The organism is Moryella indoligenes (genome assembly GCF_030812885.1).
Classification (GTDB): Bacteria; Bacillota; Clostridia; order Lachnospirales; family Lachnospiraceae; genus Moryella; species Moryella indoligenes.
Genome location: NZ_JAUSTO010000007.1, coordinates 43,908 through 61,172, shown reverse-complemented (window position 1 = coordinate 61,172; position 17,265 = coordinate 43,908). Strand labels below are relative to the sequence as shown.

The window sequence follows — 17,265 nt, the reverse complement described above, 5'->3', positions numbered from 1 at the left end:
GATTTTCACTGCTGATTTGCCTTGGTTTTACTGCTCTCGCCCACTTCTGACGCAGCAGCTGTATGATCCTTTCCGGCAGTGGCGGCCTCCGATTCAGCCTCACCATGCGGAGTCTCCCCGGCGCTCTCATCTGCGGGTCCCACAGTTTCCTTCTGTGAGCTCTCATCCTGCGTCTCCTCCGCTGCTCTCGTCGTTACAGCCTGTGCACCGGGCCCCTCATTTTCCGGACTGACTACCACGGTAAAGGGTGTGACAGATGCGACTGTCGTTCCCTCCGGCGCGGTGAGCCTCAGCTCACCCGCATGAAGCCCAACACCAAAGCCTGTAAGGTCAATATACGCCTTTAAATCCGCTGCGTCTACCTCTGCCAGTTCCTCCGGAAGACCACTCAGCTCCACAGAGAGCAGATCCGGCGTCAGCTGATATACATAATCCTCCCTTTTGCCCCGCGTATCGATCCCGCTGGCGAGCGAGAGCTGAAACGCCTTTGTGTTCAGAGCCTCCACCTTCAGCGTCACCACGATGATAGGATTGCCGCTGACTGTTACGCCATCCGGAAGGAAATGATTCAAATCCAGCGTCACATCCTTGTCTTCCCTGGCCCCCTCAATGCTGAGCATGGGGCCGGACACCTTCAGCTCTGTGAGATTCTCCAGCAGACTGTGCTCTCCTACAACAGCCACGGACTTCACACTACACTCTGTCCCACTGAGACGAAAGCCCTCCGCAGCCTCTCCGCTCACTGTAAAGCTGAGCGGCAGGCTCTTTCCCCGAAGCATGTCAATGTCATAATAGATCTCCTTCGGCTCTACGGAGATCTCCCCCTCCGCAAAGGAAATCTCATTTCCATTTGCGTCATAATAGGTGACATCTGCATGGCCCATTTGATCGTCCGAGATACCCTCAACACTGACCCGGACACCTGCCGAGCTGATCCTGCCGACCTGTGACACTGGGCCGCTGACCATAACTGTCGCAGGCGTGAGTGTCATACTTCCCACCTCGAAGCCATCCGCCGGAGTCCCGTCGGTTGCGGTTGTGAGCGAGAAGCTCTTATTCTGGATATCCTCCGTGAGAACCCGAACCACCCCCGGCCGTGCAGTCGGTGTGCCGCTGATCAGCTCCTTGTTCCTCATGACCTCTACCGTGACCGGAACAGAGCCGGTCACCGCATAGAGATCGCGCAGATCGATGCTCGCGCGAAAATCATCCGCGGTGATACGATAGGCGTCTCTGGTTCTCACCTGATAGCTCACCACTACTGTCTCACCATTCTGCACCTCGTAGGCCTTGCCTGCATTGCTCAGGACATCTCCGTTTACAACATTCAGACTGACCGTCTTGGTTCTCGTTACCTCCGGATTTGAGATATTGACGACAGCCAGCCAGATAATAAAGGCCAATCCTACCGAAAGGAGCTTCAGACTCAGATTATTGACCACTCTTTCTTTCATTCTTCCCCTTCCCTCTCAGAAAGCTGAAGCCAAAACGCCTCTGAGGCTCCTGCTCTGCTGTCAGTCCCTGCAGAATGCCGCGTAGCGTATCTGCGTCACGGATCACCGTCAGCCTTCCATTGCGGGCCACTGATACCTTGCCTGTCTCCTCAGAAACCACAATCGTGACCGAGTCTGTCGTCTCGCTGATTCCGATGGCTGCGCGGTGACGTGTGCCGAGTTCCTTTGAGATGGACAGATTGTCCGAGAGCGGCAGATAACAGGTCGCCGAAGCAATCGTATTGCCCCGGATAATCACCGCTCCGTCATGCAGAGGCGTGTTGTGCTCAAAAATATTGATGAGCAGCTGACTGGAGACAATGCCGTTGATATCAATTCCGGTTCTGACGATGTCCCCCAGAGAAATCTCCTGCTCTATCACCATCAGCGCACCTGTCTTCGCGCGCCCCAACTCATAGGAGGCCTTCACCAGCTCATTAATGGTATGTTCAGAAAACTGCGAGGCATCTGCATCATCCGCAATCATTTTATTGAAGGAGGTGAGAAAATTTCTGCTGCCAAGCTGTTCCAGCGCCTTTCTGAGCTCCGGCTGAAAGACGATGATCAGCGCCGTCACAGCGATGGTTGCGACCCGCCCCAGTATCCAGAGTATCGTGTCCAGATGCAGAATCACGCAGAAAATCACAAAAGCAAAGATAAAGATCAGACCGCGCAGAAGGATCCACGCCTTTGTATCTCTGATCCAGTTTAAAAATTCATATGCCATCCAGGCGATCAGCGCAATCTCAATCACACCCGTCAGCGTGATTCTCGGCGCCATCCCGAGCATCGCCCTAAGATACTCCATCATCAGCTGCATCACTTACCCCTTGTTCTTACTTCCGCCATCCCTGGCGCGCTTTGGCCGTCTGGCCGTATTGATCTTCTGTATCTTCAGATCCGGCGCGGAGACCGAGACCTTTGGAACCGCTTTTACATAGTAGTAATAATCATCATCCTCAAACTGCGTATACTCTGTCCGGCTGTAATCCACACTGAACACAAAGAAGCGGTACAGCTCCGCAGCACCCCCTGAGAGCACACAGCCCAGAATGAGCGGAAGAATGTCAAGTTTAATGCCATAGAGAAATACACCGCCAAAAAAGACCAGAAGCAGCACCAGCATCCCCGCGAAAACAGCCCATTCCCAGGCATTGGAGACTGAGAGGGAATGGATCAGCCAGACCACAATTGCTGCCATCGCAAAAGCAATAATAAAGAGCAGCATTCCGCGGTTCATGATGACACCGTTCAGCATCTGCACATATTTCTGTGCAATATCCACAGAGTCCACATTGGTCAGCGGACCGGCATTTCCCCGCACATACTGAAGAATATAGTAGATCACAACGCCGCAGCTCATGGGAATCACTGCTGCAAGCGCACCGCTGAGCCCGACCAGAATAGGAACAAGATAGGGAAGCTTCAGCACAAACAACAGCGGCGTAATGATCAGAAGGACACTGTCTCCCGGCGTAAAGCCGTAGTAGAGCAGTGCAACAATCAGAAGAAAAGCCGCTGTGAAAAGAGCAAATTCCAGAGACACCGCAAAGATATGCGCGAGCAGAAAGAAGGCGAGAATCCAGCAGATTCCGCCCCAGGGACAGAAGGCGGAGACAAAGGCAAGCGCCAGCGGAATAAACGGCGCCCGCAGCGCCTTCATATAGCCCAGCGCACCATTTAAGAGGAGCATGGAACTAAGAGACAGCAAAAAGCGCAGCGCCATACTCACAGCGCTGCTATATCTGCCGTACAGCTGTTTGACCCTGTCCCGAAGGACCAGAAGCTTAAGCATTTCTTCCGCCCTCCTTTATCAGCTCCCTCTGGCGATTCTGAATCTCATAGCGCTTTTTCAGACGGTTCAGACGCGTGAGGTGCTTAAGACGTCTCTCCTTCGCCTCACTGTATTTTCTTCTGTATATGATGACTGTCAGCGCCTCAAACAATAACAGCCCCAGCACATAAAAAATCAGGATATGCTTCAGCTTTTCCAGCACATCCATCACATTCACCATGGACAGAATAGCCTCCAGCCGATAGAGAGAGAACACCCCGAGAAACAGTGCCGCACTCAGCGTATAGGCAAAAAAAGACTGAAGCACGTGCTTTGCCACATAGTCTCCGCGAAAATATTTCTGCGCGGGATTTTCCCTTCTGCCCTCGCGCTTCGCATATATGGCGATCTCATTCATCAGCCGGATTTTATCTTCGTTCAGCATGGATGAACCTTCCTTCCAGATGTTCGTTATCAGTATAGCACAAAGCCATATTAAAAGGAAACTGACAACTTCTTTACTCTTTTCGCAAGATTTTCGGCTGTTTAAAAAGCTCGAGTCTGCCCGCCCGCGCATTTTCCCCTTCATGCAGAGCTCTCTCTCTTGCGGACAAATGACCGCATACAGCAAACTTTTTATTGACCTGCACGGCTTCACATGTTAATATGGGCGACAAAAGCCAAAAAGCACTTACTACGGGGGGGTTACTATGGAAATGCTGAGTCGCATCGTATCATTCATCAACGGTATCCTGTGGGATCGGAACCTGCTTCTGTTCCTTCTGGTCGGAACCGGAATCTTCTACAGCTTCCGCACCCGCTTTGTCCAGATACGTCTCTTCCGGCGCGCCTGGAAACGCGTATTTTCCGGCTTCTCCCTCAACGGAGACCGCGCAGATAAGGATGGAATGAGCTCTTTTCAGGCGCTCACCACCGCGATCGCCGCACAGGTAGGCACAGGAAATATCGCAGGCTGTGCGACAGCGCTCTTCTCCGGCGGTCCCGGTGCCATCTTCTGGATGTGGATCTCTGCCTTCTTCGGCATGGCGACCATCTACGGTGAGGCGGTGCTCGCGCAGAAGACACGCACCCGCGACGCAAGCGGTCATATCAGCGGCGGTCCGGTGCACTACATTCACGCAGCCTTCCGCGGCCCCTTTGGCAGCTTCCTCGGTGCCTTCTTCTCAATCGCAATCATTCTGGCACTCGGCTTCATGGGAAACATGGTGCAGTCCAATTCCATCAGCGAGGCCTTCTATGAGGCCTTTGGCATTCCGAAAGTCGCGGTCGGCGTGCTCTGCGCCTTTATTGCGGGCTTCATCTTCATCGGAGGTATTTCCCGCATCGCCGCATTCACGGAGAAAATTGTCCCCGTCATGGCCCTGCTCTATCTCATCGGCGGTGTCACCGTGCTCTTCATCAACTACCGCAATCTTCCCTCGGCCATCGCATCCATCTTCATCTGTGCCTTCCGTCCGGAAGCAGTTTACGGCGCAGCATCCGGACTCACTGTAAAAGCTGCAGTCCGCTTCGGTGTGGCCCGCGGACTCTTCTCAAATGAGGCCGGCATGGGTTCCACTCCACACGCACATGCAATGGCAAAGGTTGAAAAACCGGGAGATCAGGGTGAGACCGCCATGATCGGCGTCTTCATCGACACCTTTGTGGTTCTGAACATGACGGCCCTCGTCATCCTCTCCTCCGGCGTACTGGAGCCGGTGAGCGGCGGACGCACCGGCACTGTGCTTGCACAGGCGGCTTTCTCCACAGGGCTCGGAAAGCTCGGCAGCGGCTTCGTCGCGATCTGCCTGCTCTTCTTCGCCTTCTCCACAATCATCAGCTGGTACTTCTTCGGAGAGGCCAATGTAAAGGTGCTCTTCGGACAGGGCGCAGTGAAGCTCTATGCCGTCATCGTCGTCATCTGCATCCTGATCGGCTCCATGCTGAAGGTGAATCTCGTCTGGGATATGTCCGATATGTTCAATGGTCTCATGGTCATACCAAATCTGCTAGCCGTGCTTGCGCTGCATCGCATGGTAGCAAAATCGGCCTTTGACCAGGACGAAGCCAACTGACTTGGCGTTGTATTACGCGCTTGAAAGTGCTAGAATCAGGAAGAACTTATGAATATTCTGAAAGGTGAAAACAGCACAGACAATCAAGTCGGGAAAGGACGGATATGGGAGAAGTATTCATTAACAGGCATCCGCTGGTACAGCACAAAATCACACGTCTTCGTGACAGGACAACCGGAACGAATGAGTTCCGCAAGCTGGTGGAAGAGATCGGAATGCTCATGGGCTATGAGGCGCTGAGCGATCTCGCAACGGAGAACATAGATGTAGAGACACCACTGGAGATCACTCCGTCCCCGGTGATCGCAGGACGGAAGCTCGCGATTGTCCCCATACTCCGGGCAGGCCTCGGCATGGTAAGCGGCATCCTCGCTCTGGTTCCCACTGCGAAGGTCGGACACATCGGACTGTACCGCGACCCTGAGACCCATGATCCGGTGGAGTATTACTGCAAGCTGCCAACACCGATTGAGGAGCGCACAATCGTTGTCACCGACCCCATGCTCGCAACTGGAGGTTCCGCCTGTGGCGCATTGAATCTCATCAAGCAGCACGGCGGAAGAAAGATCAAATTCATGTGCATCATTGCGGCTCCTGAGGGACTTGAGCGGCTCAAAAAGGAACATCCGGACGTTCAGATCTATGTCGGACATCTGGATCGTCAGCTGAACGAAAGCGCCTATATTCTTCCCGGTCTCGGCGATGCCGGAGACCGCATCTTCGGAACCAAATAAAAGGCACTGTACGAAAATCCGGCAGAATCCCCAAAAGAGAATTCTGCCGGACTTTTTACTTTATTCATAATACTGTTTGAAAAGCTGCTGTCCATTCACACAGCGATTTCCACTCAGCTCTTCTTTCCTCTCAGATAAACTGCCCAGTAAATGATGCCGATCAGCACACCTCCGACAATATTGCCAAGCGTCACCGGAAGCAGATTCCGAACAAAAAATCCGTACCAGCCAAGCCCCTCCGCGGCAATGCCGTACTCTCCCGCGGCAAAAATCCCCGCCGGAATAAAATAAGCATTTGCAATCGAGTGCTCATAGCCTGAGAGCACAAAGACCATGATCGGAAGGTAGAGCGCCAGTATCTTTCCGGCCAGCTCTCTGGCGGCAAATGCAGCCCACACCGCGAGACAGACCAGGATATTACAGAGTATTCCCCTGAAAAAGGCGTCGGAAAATGAGAGCGAAGTCTTCGCCCCGGCGACTCTGACCACGGTCTCTGCAAACGCGCCGTCACACTGAGAAAAGACATGTGACTTTGTCGCCGCTGCCGCGATCAGCATCCCGCCTGCAAGATTTCCGACAAAGACAATCGCCCAGCTTCGGAGCATCCCCGTGAGACCGGCCTCGCCCTGCAGCACAGGAATAACCAGCAGACAGTTTCCCGTAAAGAGCTCTGCCCCCGCCAGCAGCACGAGCATAAGCCCCGTCGGAAATACCCAGGCCCCCATGAACTTGCCAAGCGCCGCAGGCTGTACAAGGAGTGCCGCTGCCTGGCTTCCAATTGCACCAAATGCAATGTACATACCGGCCAGCAGGGAGAGCAAAAACATATTCAGGGTCGGAAGCTCAATCTTTCCTTTTCCGACCTTTACATAATTTGCCGCAATTTCTGCAGGTGCATTCATCTCATATCCCTTCTTCCCTTTTTTCTCTGTGCCTTTTGGCACAGACGTGAGCATCATATCACATTTTATAACCCTCCGTCAAAACTTTCCTTTCCGAGAATCTGATCTGCGTAGCGCACTGTATCCATGGCCTCCCGCGCATAGCAGTCAGCTCCGATCCGCTCCGCATAGCGCTGCGTCATCACTGCACCGCCGACGACGATCTTTGTCTCCGGACTCTGCTCTCTGAGCAGCGCGATGGTTTCCTCCATTCCGACTACTGTCGTCGTCATCAGCGCGCTGAGCCCGACCAGCTTCACCTGCTCCCGGACGGTGGTCTCCGCAACCAGATCCGGCCGGACATCCTTTCCGAGATCCAGCACCTCGTAGCCATAGTTCTCCAGCAGCACTTTTACGATATTCTTGCCAATATCATGAATATCTCCCTTCACTGTGGCAAGAATAATCTTTCCTTTCGAGGGGCGCTCCGTTCCACGCAGTGCTTCCTTTACCGGCTGAAAGGCGGCCTTTGCCGCCTCTGCACTCATGAGAAGCTGCGGCAGGAAAATGTCACCGCGCTCAAAGCCTCGTCCCACAGCATCAAGCGCAGGGATCAGCTCGCGGTTTACGAGCTCCAGCGGATCTGCTCCGCTTTGAATTGCAGTCTCCGCGGCCTCCGCCGCCCTCCGCTTCATTCCGTTTCGTATGCTCTCTCCCAGCGCAGTCGAAACCACTCCAGCTCCCTCTTCTGCTCCCTCTTCTGCTTCCTCTGTCTGCCCTTTCTCTGCACCTCGTACCCTCGACACACACTGTCCCGGCTCTCCGCCCTGAAACAGTGCCGGGGCAGAGGCATAGCGACGCACATACTCCGCGCACTGCGCATCCGCTCCGGAGAGCGCCAGATGTGCATGAAAGGCTGCCATCATCGCCTCGCTGTTCGGATTGACAATTGCGAGCGAGAGCCCGCTCTGCAGCGCCATGGCAAAGAAGAATGCATTCAGCATATCGCGCTGCGGTAAGCCAAAGGATATATTGGAGACCCCGAGTATGGAATGTCCCCCCAGCTCGTCGCACACCCGCCGCACAGTCTCCAGCGTCGTCTGCGCAGCCGTGCCGTCCGTGGATATCGTCATGGCAAGACCATCGACCACGATATCCTCCGCAGCGATTCCATAGCGCTTTGCCTCGCGGTATATCTTTCTTGCGACAGCGATTCTCCCTTCCGCAGTCTCCGGTATTCCGCCCTCATCCAGCGCGAGCGCCACCACCACCCCGCCATACTTGGCCGCCAGCGGAAAAACTGCATCCATACTCTCCTGCTTCCCATTGACAGAATTAATCAGAGCCTTGCCGTTGTAGCAGCGGAGCCCCCGCTCCAGCGCCGCCGGATTTGTTGTGTCCAGCTGCAGAGGCAGTGCCGTGACAGACTGAAGACTGACAACAACCCGCTCCAGCAGAGCAGGCTCATCAATATCCGGTAATCCCACGTTGACGTCCAGAACCTCCGCTCCTGCCTCCTCCTGTGAGATTCCCTGCTCCAGAAGGTACTCCAGCTGACCGCTCCGCAGCGCGTCCTTTAGCTCCTGCTTCCCGGTCGGATTGATGCGCTCCCCTATGATCACCGGACGGTTTCCGATCTCCACTACCCGGGAGAAAGAGGATATCACAGAGCGATGCTTTGGCTCCGGCCTCCGGAACGGAATCCCCCGTGTCTTCTCAATCTCCCTCCGGATATACTCCGGCGTCGTGCCGCAGCATCCACCAAGTACCTGTACTCCCAACTCTGCGATGGCACACATCTCCTCCGCAAACTCCTCCGCGCCGAGATCATACACTATCTGCCCCTCCCGCACGCCGGGCAACCCCGCATTCGGGCTAGCAATCACAGGAAGGGAGCTGATCTCCATGAGCTCTCTGACCAACGGCACAAACTTGCGCGGACCGAAGCCGCAGTTCACGCCGAGTGCATCGACGCGCAATCCCTCCAGCATCGCGGTCACACTCTGCACCGTTCCGCCGGTGAGCAGCTTTCCTTTTTCATCGTAAACCATGGTGACACAGACCGGGAGAGCTGTGTGTTCCTTTGCGGCAAGTACGGCAGCCTTTGCCTCCAGACTGTCACTCATCGTCTCAATCAGAATGAGCTCTGCGCCTGCCTCCTCGCCCCAGTGCATCACCTCCGCAAATATTTCCACAGCTTCCTCAAAGTCGAGATCTCCCATCGGGGAGAGCAGTCTGCCCGTTGGCCCCACATCCAGCGCCACAAAGGCGTCCTTTCTTCCCGCCAGTCTCCGTCCCTCTGCCGCAAGACACACACCTCGCTGTACGATCTCCCGCAGCTCTTTGCGATCCGGATAATGCAGGCGGTTCGCGCCAAAGGTATTGCTGTTCACAATGTCACTGCCCGCAAGGTAATATGCCTCCGCAAGCGCCCTGATCTCCTCCGGTCTCGTGAGGTTCCAGCGCTCCGGAAGCTCCCCACCCCTTAAGCCTCTGGCCTGAAGAACAGAGCCCGTTCCGCCGTCCCAGTATAGTCTTTCTCTCCCGAGCCGCTCTGAAAATAGCCTCTTCATTTCTCCGCCTCACTGTATGAATAGATGCAATGCTCCTGACTGCAATCCGCGCAGCGCAGCTGCCCCTCTTCTTTCCCGTCCGCTTTCTCTGCCTCCGCAATTCCGATGACCGCAGTCACAGACTTCGACGGCAGCATGAGAAGACTCTCCGTCAGCGTAATCCCAAGCTGCCTCTTAAGCTGCAGCACGCGCATGAACTCCGTCTGCAGGCTCAGCGAGAGGTCTCCGTACCCGGGGGAAAAGCGCGGCCTCAGTACATGGCCCTCTGCCACGACCTCCTTCCGCAGCGCGTCATTCAACGCGTCACAATAAGTCTCTATCATGGCGCTTGCCGCGGCATCACAGATGAGCGCCCTGCTCTGCTGTCCCAGCGCCTCAGCCCGCCGGATGAGCTGCTCAGGCGCAAAACCCAATGTCGCAGCCATGAGATATGCCTCTCTGCATCCACGGAGATTCCTGCCGAGATCACGGCTCCAAATCTCCATTCCGGCGAGCTTCATGTGCGACGGCTTGATAAATTCCAGGGGAACGCGGCAAAGTATATGTCTTGGCTCCGCCCTTTTTAAAAGCTCCGCCGCACAGCTCTCTACCAATTCTGTGAGTTCTCCCTCCGGAATCCGGCCGCGACAGCCCAGATAGCGGTATATTTCTCTGTGATTGATCTCTGTAATCTCCGGCTCTTTCAAGCTGTGATTCCCCCTCAGGATTTTTTGCCATTTTATCACAGGGACAGCTCAAATTCCAGGAACAGGAAGCTGTTCGGGAAACCTCTCATCAAAAATCCCTGCAAAATCCACTCACAGATTTTGCAGGGAAAAATGAATCACTTCAGCAGCCTTACTCAGCACAGCTCCCGCACCGACGCAGCGCCTCAGCTTCTCTCACTTCAAAAACACGCTCTCTCCGTGAAAATATATCCTGTGTCATCCCAGAGAAGCATAGCCATAGGCATTCACCAGCGCATCCAGCTTCTCTCCCGCCTTGCAGAGCGGACAGACGCGATAGTCCCAGGAGGCATATTCCGGCAGATCGCTTTTTCCGAAAACTGCGGAAATACGCATCCCGTCATATTCCTCCAGTGCGCTGAAGATCGCAGAGATACCTGCAAGCTTTCCCTGATAGTACTGAATGCATTCCAGAACCTTATTCAGCGTCTTGCCCGTCGTCACGCTCGCCATCAGTATCATAACATTCTTCCCTGCAATCTTCGAAACCAGATTGTCGCGGAATATAAGCTGCGAATTCATGTTGAATTCAGGATGCACGACATAGATCGTCTTATGCGCATTGGTCGAGAGAAATCCGGATTTTGTGAGCTCCTCAGAGAGAAAAGCACCAATCACATCTGTTCCCTCCATACAGACAATCGTATCTATCACCGTTCCGTAAAGATACATCGCCGTGAGCGCATTCGCGATCTCATGTGCCTCTGACGCTCTCGTCTTGAGGGTCGTCACATCGATATAGTAGTTCAGATGCGCGTGGTTTGAAGCAAAATGTCCGCTCCGTATCTTGAGCGGGGCGCCGCAGCCTGTGGTGTATATCTTGGAATACTGAATATCCTTCATAGTGAGGCCCTCCTTTGTGTGTATATTTTGTTAACTGTATTATAAAACGAAATATTATCTGACACAATAGGGGTGCCGTGATTCTGCACAAAAATCGGCAGGATACTATCATTTTCCTTCAGAACATTCCCATATTCTGCATGAGTGTAATCCAGAAAAAGAGCGTCACGACAGAAAGTGTCGTTGACAACACGACCTCCTCCCCTGCGAGCTCCGCATCCGCGCCCATGGCCTGGGCCATGGGAAAGGTCGCCGTCGCCACCGGCGTGGCGTAAAGCGTGAATACGACAAAGCGCTCCATCGCATCAAAGCCAAGGGCCCAGCCGAGCAGCAGCATGATCGCCGGAACTACCATAAGCTTCGTCACGAGGATTCCAATGAGATAGCGCATGTTCCTTCTCATCGCTCCAAATTCCAGCGTTCCGCCGAGAATAAAGAGGGCGAGCGGAGTCGTCATGTCTGAATACTGCCGCACCACTTTCATCGCAGTATACGGAACCCGAATGCCCAGCGCACGAAAGGCGAGTCCCACAAGCACACCCAGCACCAGAGGATTCATGACAATATTTCTGAGCAGCTCCAGAAGGCTGCTCCGCTCTCTCCCGGAGAAGTATTCGAGCAGCACCACCGCTGAGAGATTGTAGATCGGTACGATCAGCACGACAAGCGCTGTCGCGAGCGCCACAGGTCCGTCACCGAACATGGTCCGCGTGATCGGGATTGCAAACAGCAGGATATTGCTCCGGTATATACCTTGAATCAGAACCGGAACCTTCTGTCTGTCCCGCACCAGACGGGCGGTGATCAGTGTACTGAGCAGGATCACCACGATCACCGAGAGTATGGAAAACAGCATGAAGGAGGGACTGATTACAGTCTCGCTGCTCATGGAATAGATGTTATCGAACATCATCAGCGGAAAGAAAGCGGTGAAGACCAGTGCATTCAGCTTTCGCAGAAATTCCATAGATGCAATGCCGCATCTCCTCACGCCATAACCAAAGCTCATGTACAGTACAAAGGGCAGTACCGCATTCAGGGATACCATCAAACTATTCACTGCTTCTCTCCTTCAGGCTGTTTTACCATCGGACAAGGAGTCACCCTGTGCACAGCACAGGGTGACTCCCATACTCCTCACATCAGATTCCAATCAGGTAATATCCTCGTCTCCAAAGGGATCTCCGCACTCAGGGCAGAACTTCGGAGGATTGGTCGGATCCTCAGGCTGCCAGCCGCACTTGTCGCACTTGTACTGCGGCACGCCTGCAGGCTTCTTGCTGCCGCACTCCTGGCAGAACTTCCCCTGATTTACCTTGCCGCAGGACGGGCAGGTCCAGCCCTCCGGCTGCTCCGGCTTCTTCGCGCCGCACTCGGGGCAGAACTTTCCGCTCGCCTGATGTCCGCAGGACGGGCAGGTCCACTGCCCCGCTGTCCCCGCTCCGGCTGTCGCACCGGCCGCCGCGGAATGCGGCTGCATCTGAGGCGCCGCCGCCTGCGCCTGCTGCTGTTGCATCTGTTGCTGCTGTCCCATGGCGAAGAGGCCCTGTGCATTCATGCCGCCGGCATTTCCCGCCATATTCATACCCGCGAAGGCCATCATCGGCCCTGCGCTCTGATTGCTCGCCGCCGCCTGCATCGCCGCCGCCTGTGCGCCGACCAGATGTGCCGCCGCCATGTTCGGATTGCGGAAGGTCGCATTGCGCTGCAGCTCCTTGATCATCTTCTCATCTTCCTCGCTCGCCTTGATGCTGGAGACGCCGAAGGAAATGATCTCGATGCCGCGCAGATCGCGCCATTTCTCCGAAAGAATATTATTCAATGCGTCCGCGAGCTCCATGGTATGCCCCGGCACCGCCGAATAGCGTATCCCCATATCAGAGATCTTTGCGAAGGCCGGCTGCAGCGCTGTGAGCAGCTCTGTCTTCAGCTGACTGTCAATCTGATCTCTGCGATACTCCTGCGCCTGATTTCCACAGACATGCGTGTAGAACAGGATAGGGTCAGTCAGCTTATAGCTGTACTCACCGAAGCAGCGCACTGCGATATCCAGATCCAATCCGATGTTCTGATCTACCACACGGAAGGGAACCGGGTTTGCCGTCCCGTATTTATTCCCCATGATCTCCTTGGTGTTCAGATAATACACCCTCTGGTCCTTCGGCGGCTCCCCTCCGAAGGTGAAACGCTTGCCGATATTCTGGAAGCTCTGTACAACGCTCTCACTCAGGGATCCGTAAAAAATTGAGGGCTCGGAGGAACTGTCGTAGGTAAATTCACCGGGCTCCGCGCAGATCTCAGCGACCTTGCCCTGATCCACGATGATCATGCACTGTCCGTCCGCCACCGCTATAACGGAGCCATTGGAGATAATATTGTCGCTTCCCTTGGTGTTGGAGGATCTTGCTCCGCTGCGCTTATGACCCTTGGTCATCAGCACATCCATCTCCAGTGCTTCGCAGTAGAAATATTCGCGCCACTGGTCTGCCAGTACGCCTCCCGCCGCTCCGGCTATTGCCTTAATCAGTCCCATGCCTGCTCCTTTCATTGGCAAAAGCTACTTTTGTTCTACTCAAGATTTTACCAGAAATATTTCAGAAAAAACAGTGCATAATACAGAATTACACCTTCTTTTTGGGATGCATCATGCGGTGTCCCGTGTACATGCAGATCACTGCGCTGATGAACATAATGACTGCACTGTACTTGTGCCACTTCCTATAATTTTTCATGTCCTTCCTCCTTCTATTTTCTCTTCATGGGCCGAGTTCAGATGATTTCTATTGTATCGGAAGCCCCGGCTCTCCGGAAACGGAAGCTTCCTGTGCGCCGCACCGTATCTACAGAATAGAGCAGCGGCAGGCAGAGCAGCATCTCAAACAGCACCAGCCATTCATACAGTGCATCTGTCGGCAGCCAGCCGGCAGCCTCCGTAAGAAAATTATTCAAAATATGAATCGTGATCGTGATGTCCAGCCGCCGTGTTCTCTCATAGACGATCCCCAGCACAATTCCCAGAAGCGCGGTGTAAACCACCTGCACCGGCTCCATATGAAAGAGCCCGAAGAGCAGCCCCGAGACGATTGCCGGCATCATCCCCCGCCTCACCCGGTCCAGCACATTGATGATGAGCCCGCGGAACAGTATCTCCTCGACCACGGGGCCCAGCAGCACGGTGGAGAAAAGCATAAAGGGATAGTCTCCGGGCTGAACGCCGTCCCAGGCCTCACTGAAGCTGTCCAGACTCTCCTGCCAGAAGGCATTCGGAAGCAGCACATGCTCCAGCAGAACAAACCAGAGATTTGAGATTCCCAGTGCACCCAGCGCATACAGCAGGCAGAGTCCAAAGTGACGCAGAGTGAAGTCCCTTGCGGAGAGCCCGGGCGCTCCTGTACGCCCACGCAAGAAATAGCAGTAGCCCCAGCCGTAGAGAAAAAAGAGCGGCAGCGTGAGCAGGCTGTCCAGAAGGAAGGGAAGTCTATCCATCCACTCCAGCTGCTCCTCATAGAACAGCTCCCCCAGCAGAACCATTATCGTGTCCTGTATCAACGAATAGCTCGCGGTAAGCAGCAGTGCCAGCAGAAGAAGACGCACAGCCCTCCCTGCTCCCTGCCGCCCCTTTCGCTGCTCCGGGAGCCGCAGCTCCTGTCCCATATTGCTCATCCCCATCCCATCATCCTTTCATGCCTCATGCCCTTTTTAAGAACAGATATTCCCGCTCATCGGAGCCCGCCTCATCAAAACAAAAGCCCAGCCCCGTAAACTTCTTTGCCTCCTCCACGGACTCCGCTTCCCGCTCTGCGAGAAAACGAACCATCTCCCCCCGTGCCATCTTCGCAAGCGTCGCCTTCTGAATCCTCCTTCCGGCCTTCTCCTCAGCAAAAATACAGCTGACAAAACGGACATCCTCCTCGGGAATCCAGGGCTCTACCACCCGCGAATACTCCTTTGACGCGAGATTCAGCACCTCTCGCTCTCCGTCCGCAAGCAGCGCACGACAGAGTGCAGCTCCCCAGTACGCGTAGAGATCCTTTGCGCCGCCGACAGAAAGCTTCGCCTGCATCTCAAGGCGATAGGGGACTATGCCGTCAAAGGGCCTGAGTACCCCATAAAAGCCGGACAGAATGTGCAGCGTGCGCTGCAGGTATTCCAGCGCCTTCCCACTCATAACCTTCGGCGCCATGTACTGATACTGCAGCCCCTCATAGCAGAGAATCGCAGGGCTTAAGTTCCGGTCAAGCTCCATCTCCTGAATACGCTCGAAGTTCAGCTCCGCAAGCTTTTCATTGCAGCCCCAGAGCTGCCGGAGCTCCTCAAAGCTCTTCTCCCTGAGGCACTGTCTTATCTCCTCCGTGCGCCCTAAAAAGCACGGCTCAGTCCTCCAGGGAAGTGCATCCTCCCGGTTCATCTTCTTTGCAGGTGAAATGATTATCCTCATCTGAAGCTCCCAGATTCTTGCATTTTACAGTGTTTCCAGCATCTGCTGCGGATTCTCCGCCGCCTTCACCTTGCCAAAGGCCTTCTCAATCACGCCGCTCTCATCTATGAGGTAGCTTGTCCGAACAACTCCCATGCTGACCTTCCCGTAATTCTTCTTCTCCTTCCAGACATCGTAGGCCTGAATGCACTGAAGCTCCGGATCCGAGAGCAGCGTAAAGGGAAGACCGTACTTCTCCTCAAATTTCTTGTGCGACTGCACACTGTCCTTGCTGACCCCCAGCACCACAGCTCCCTTCTCCGTAAACTGCGGATAGAGCTCCCCGAAGCTGCAGGCCTGCTTCGTGCAGCCGGGTGTGTTGTCCCGCGGATAGAAGTAGAGCACAACCTTTCTGCCCAGGTAGTCCCTCAGACTGTGCAGCTCTCCGTTCTGATCCGGCAGCGTAAACTCCGGCGCCTTTGTTCCGATTTCCAGCATGGTGATGTCTCCTTCCGGCTTCCGCCTCTGTATAATAGTCTGCATGACCCTCGCTTCAATCCCCCCGGCTCACAGCGACGCCCGGAAGATATCCGCAATATCCCTCTGTCTCAGCGGAGCCCAGGCATACTCCAGCCCCTCATTCTCTGCCACATGCCGCGCCATCTCATCGATTCGTCCCTCGTCAATACCCAGTTCCTTAAGATGCATCGGAATACCGATGGACGCAAAGAAATCATAGGTCGCCTGTATGGCGCGCTCCGCAATCTCAAACTTCCCGAGTCCCGGATCAATCCCAAAGACATTTACGCCGTATTTCACAAAGCGCTCCACTGTCTTCTCACTCAAAATATGCTTCATCCAGCGCGGCGTGATAATGGCAAGGCCCTCACCGTGGGTGATGTCGTAATAAGCCGAGAGCGCGTGCTCCATTCCGTGACATGGCCATCCGGAGTAGCTGCTGCCCAGCGACAGTATGCCGTTGCAGCCGTAGGTGCAGTCAAGCATCAGCTCCGCGCGCGCATTGTAGTCCTCCGGATTCTCGAGCGCCTTTCGCACATTAACCATGAGGCTCTTCAGCGTCGCCTCCATAAAGCCGTCGTTCAGAAGCGTGCTCTCTCCGGTGAAGTACTGCTCCATCACATGATTCATCGCATCTGCGGTTCCGGCCGCCGTCTGCCGCCTCGACACTGTGAAGGTATAGACCGGATCCAGAATGGAGACCGCCGGAAAAAGAAGCGCATCCATATATCCTATCTTGTCGTTGGTCTCCGTGCGGGAGATCACGCCTCCGCAGTCGTACTCGCTGCCGGTCGCCGCCAGCGTGATGATATCGACAATCGGAAGTGCCGCCTTCGCCTTCACCTTTCCGCTGATTAGATCCCACGGCTCTCCATCATAGCATGCGCCTGCCGCAATGGCCTTTGAGCAGTCCAGCACGCTCCCCCCGCCGACCGCAAGGATCACCTCGATCTGCTTCTCCTTACAAAGGCGCACACCGTCCAGCACGCTCGGATCGTACTTCGGATTCGGCTGGATGCCGGAGAGCTCCGTGATCTCATAGTCCGGAAGCAGCTCCTTCACCTTCGCATAAAGTCCTGTTCTCTTGATGCTTCCGCCGCCATAGCTCAGCAGCACGCGTTTTCCGAAGCGCTCCATCACAGCGGGCAGCTTTTTGATCGCATCTCTTCCAAACATAAGTCTGGTCGGTGTCTGATACTCAAAATTTACCATCGTAAGCTCCTCTCTCACT

16 protein-coding genes are annotated in these 17,265 nt (G+C 54.8%); 2 read left to right on the top strand and 14 right to left on the bottom strand.

Translation table 11 applies throughout. From position 1 onward, the window contains the following. Positions 1–5: 5 nt before the first annotated feature. From J2S20_RS06690 to J2S20_RS06675, 4 genes are read right to left on the bottom strand one after another with little or no spacing between them, the layout of a single operon-like run. Complete coding sequence (locus J2S20_RS06690; RefSeq protein ID WP_307254415.1) at positions 6–1,454, bottom strand: CdaR family protein; 1,449 nt, start codon at positions 1,452–1,454, stop codon at positions 6–8. Further along, a complete protein-coding gene (gene cdaA / locus J2S20_RS06685) occupies positions 1,432–2,313 on the bottom strand; it encodes a diadenylate cyclase CdaA (RefSeq protein ID WP_106612227.1) in 882 nt (293 codons plus the stop codon). The genes J2S20_RS06690 and cdaA overlap by 23 nt, the downstream gene beginning before the upstream one ends. A gap of 3 nt (positions 2,314–2,316) precedes the next feature. Next, complete coding sequence (locus J2S20_RS06680) at positions 2,317–3,288, bottom strand: ABC transporter permease (RefSeq protein WP_106612228.1); 972 nt, start codon at positions 3,286–3,288, stop codon at positions 2,317–2,319. Beyond that, positions 3,281–3,712 (bottom strand): hypothetical protein, encoded by a 432-nt coding sequence (locus tag J2S20_RS06675; protein ID WP_106612229.1) that lies wholly within the window; start codon positions 3,710–3,712, stop codon positions 3,281–3,283. The genes J2S20_RS06680 and J2S20_RS06675 overlap by 8 nt, the downstream gene beginning before the upstream one ends. 265 nt (positions 3,713–3,977) lie before the next feature. On the opposite strand from J2S20_RS06675, the gene J2S20_RS06670 reads away from it, so the two are divergent. Together J2S20_RS06670 and upp are read left to right on the top strand one after the other, a co-directional pair. Beyond that, positions 3,978–5,342, top strand: a complete 1,365-nt coding sequence (locus tag J2S20_RS06670; protein WP_106612230.1) for an alanine/glycine:cation symporter family protein — start codon at positions 3,978–3,980, stop codon at positions 5,340–5,342. A gap of 104 nt (positions 5,343–5,446) precedes the next feature. Further along, positions 5,447–6,076, top strand: coding sequence for a uracil phosphoribosyltransferase (upp, locus tag J2S20_RS06665; protein ID WP_307254409.1), 630 nt, complete (start codon positions 5,447–5,449; stop codon positions 6,074–6,076). A 113-nt stretch (positions 6,077–6,189) separates the two neighbouring features. Here the strand turns inward: upp and J2S20_RS06660 are convergent, their stop codons facing one another. The 10 genes from J2S20_RS06660 to J2S20_RS06615 all read right to left on the bottom strand — a co-directional run bounded on the left by J2S20_RS06660 (position 6,190) and on the right by J2S20_RS06615 (position 17,246). Continuing rightward, on the bottom strand, positions 6,190–6,978 hold the full coding sequence (locus J2S20_RS06660; protein WP_106612336.1) for a formate/nitrite transporter family protein: 789 nt from the start codon (positions 6,976–6,978) through the stop codon (positions 6,190–6,192). Between the two features lie 65 nt (positions 6,979–7,043). Beyond that, positions 7,044–9,530, bottom strand: coding sequence for a homocysteine S-methyltransferase family protein (locus tag J2S20_RS06655; RefSeq protein WP_307254406.1), 2,487 nt, complete (start codon positions 9,528–9,530; stop codon positions 7,044–7,046). Continuing rightward, complete coding sequence (locus J2S20_RS06650; RefSeq protein ID WP_307254404.1) at positions 9,527–10,216, bottom strand: vitamin B12 dependent-methionine synthase activation domain-containing protein; 690 nt, start codon at positions 10,214–10,216, stop codon at positions 9,527–9,529. Before J2S20_RS06650 ends, J2S20_RS06655 begins: the two co-directional genes overlap by 4 nt. 237 nt (positions 10,217–10,453) lie before the next feature. After that, positions 10,454–11,098 (bottom strand): phosphoribosyltransferase, encoded by a 645-nt coding sequence (locus J2S20_RS06645; RefSeq protein WP_106612234.1) that lies wholly within the window; start codon positions 11,096–11,098, stop codon positions 10,454–10,456. 118 nt (positions 11,099–11,216) lie between these two features. Next, positions 11,217–12,158: an AEC family transporter gene (locus J2S20_RS06640; protein WP_146137143.1), complete on the bottom strand. Its 942-nt coding sequence runs from the start codon at positions 12,156–12,158 to the stop codon at positions 11,217–11,219. A gap of 93 nt (positions 12,159–12,251) precedes the next feature. Beyond that, complete coding sequence (locus J2S20_RS06635; RefSeq protein WP_307254398.1) at positions 12,252–13,631, bottom strand: SPFH domain-containing protein; 1,380 nt, start codon at positions 13,629–13,631, stop codon at positions 12,252–12,254. Between the two features lie 236 nt (positions 13,632–13,867). Then, a complete protein-coding gene (locus J2S20_RS06630) occupies positions 13,868–14,767 on the bottom strand; it encodes a CPBP family intramembrane glutamic endopeptidase (protein ID WP_307254396.1) in 900 nt (299 codons plus the stop codon). A gap of 19 nt (positions 14,768–14,786) precedes the next feature. Next, positions 14,787–15,536, bottom strand: coding sequence for a peroxide stress protein YaaA (gene yaaA, locus J2S20_RS06625; RefSeq protein WP_307254394.1), 750 nt, complete (start codon positions 15,534–15,536; stop codon positions 14,787–14,789). Between the two features lie 24 nt (positions 15,537–15,560). Next, on the bottom strand, positions 15,561–16,013 hold the full coding sequence (bcp, locus tag J2S20_RS06620) for a thioredoxin-dependent thiol peroxidase (RefSeq protein ID WP_307254391.1): 453 nt from the start codon (positions 16,011–16,013) through the stop codon (positions 15,561–15,563). A gap of 69 nt (positions 16,014–16,082) precedes the next feature. Further along, positions 16,083–17,246 carry an iron-containing alcohol dehydrogenase gene (locus tag J2S20_RS06615; RefSeq protein ID WP_307254390.1) on the bottom strand — a complete coding sequence of 388 codons (1,164 nt, stop codon included), beginning with the start codon at positions 17,244–17,246 and terminating at the stop codon, positions 16,083–16,085. Positions 17,247–17,265: the final 19 nt, after the last annotated feature.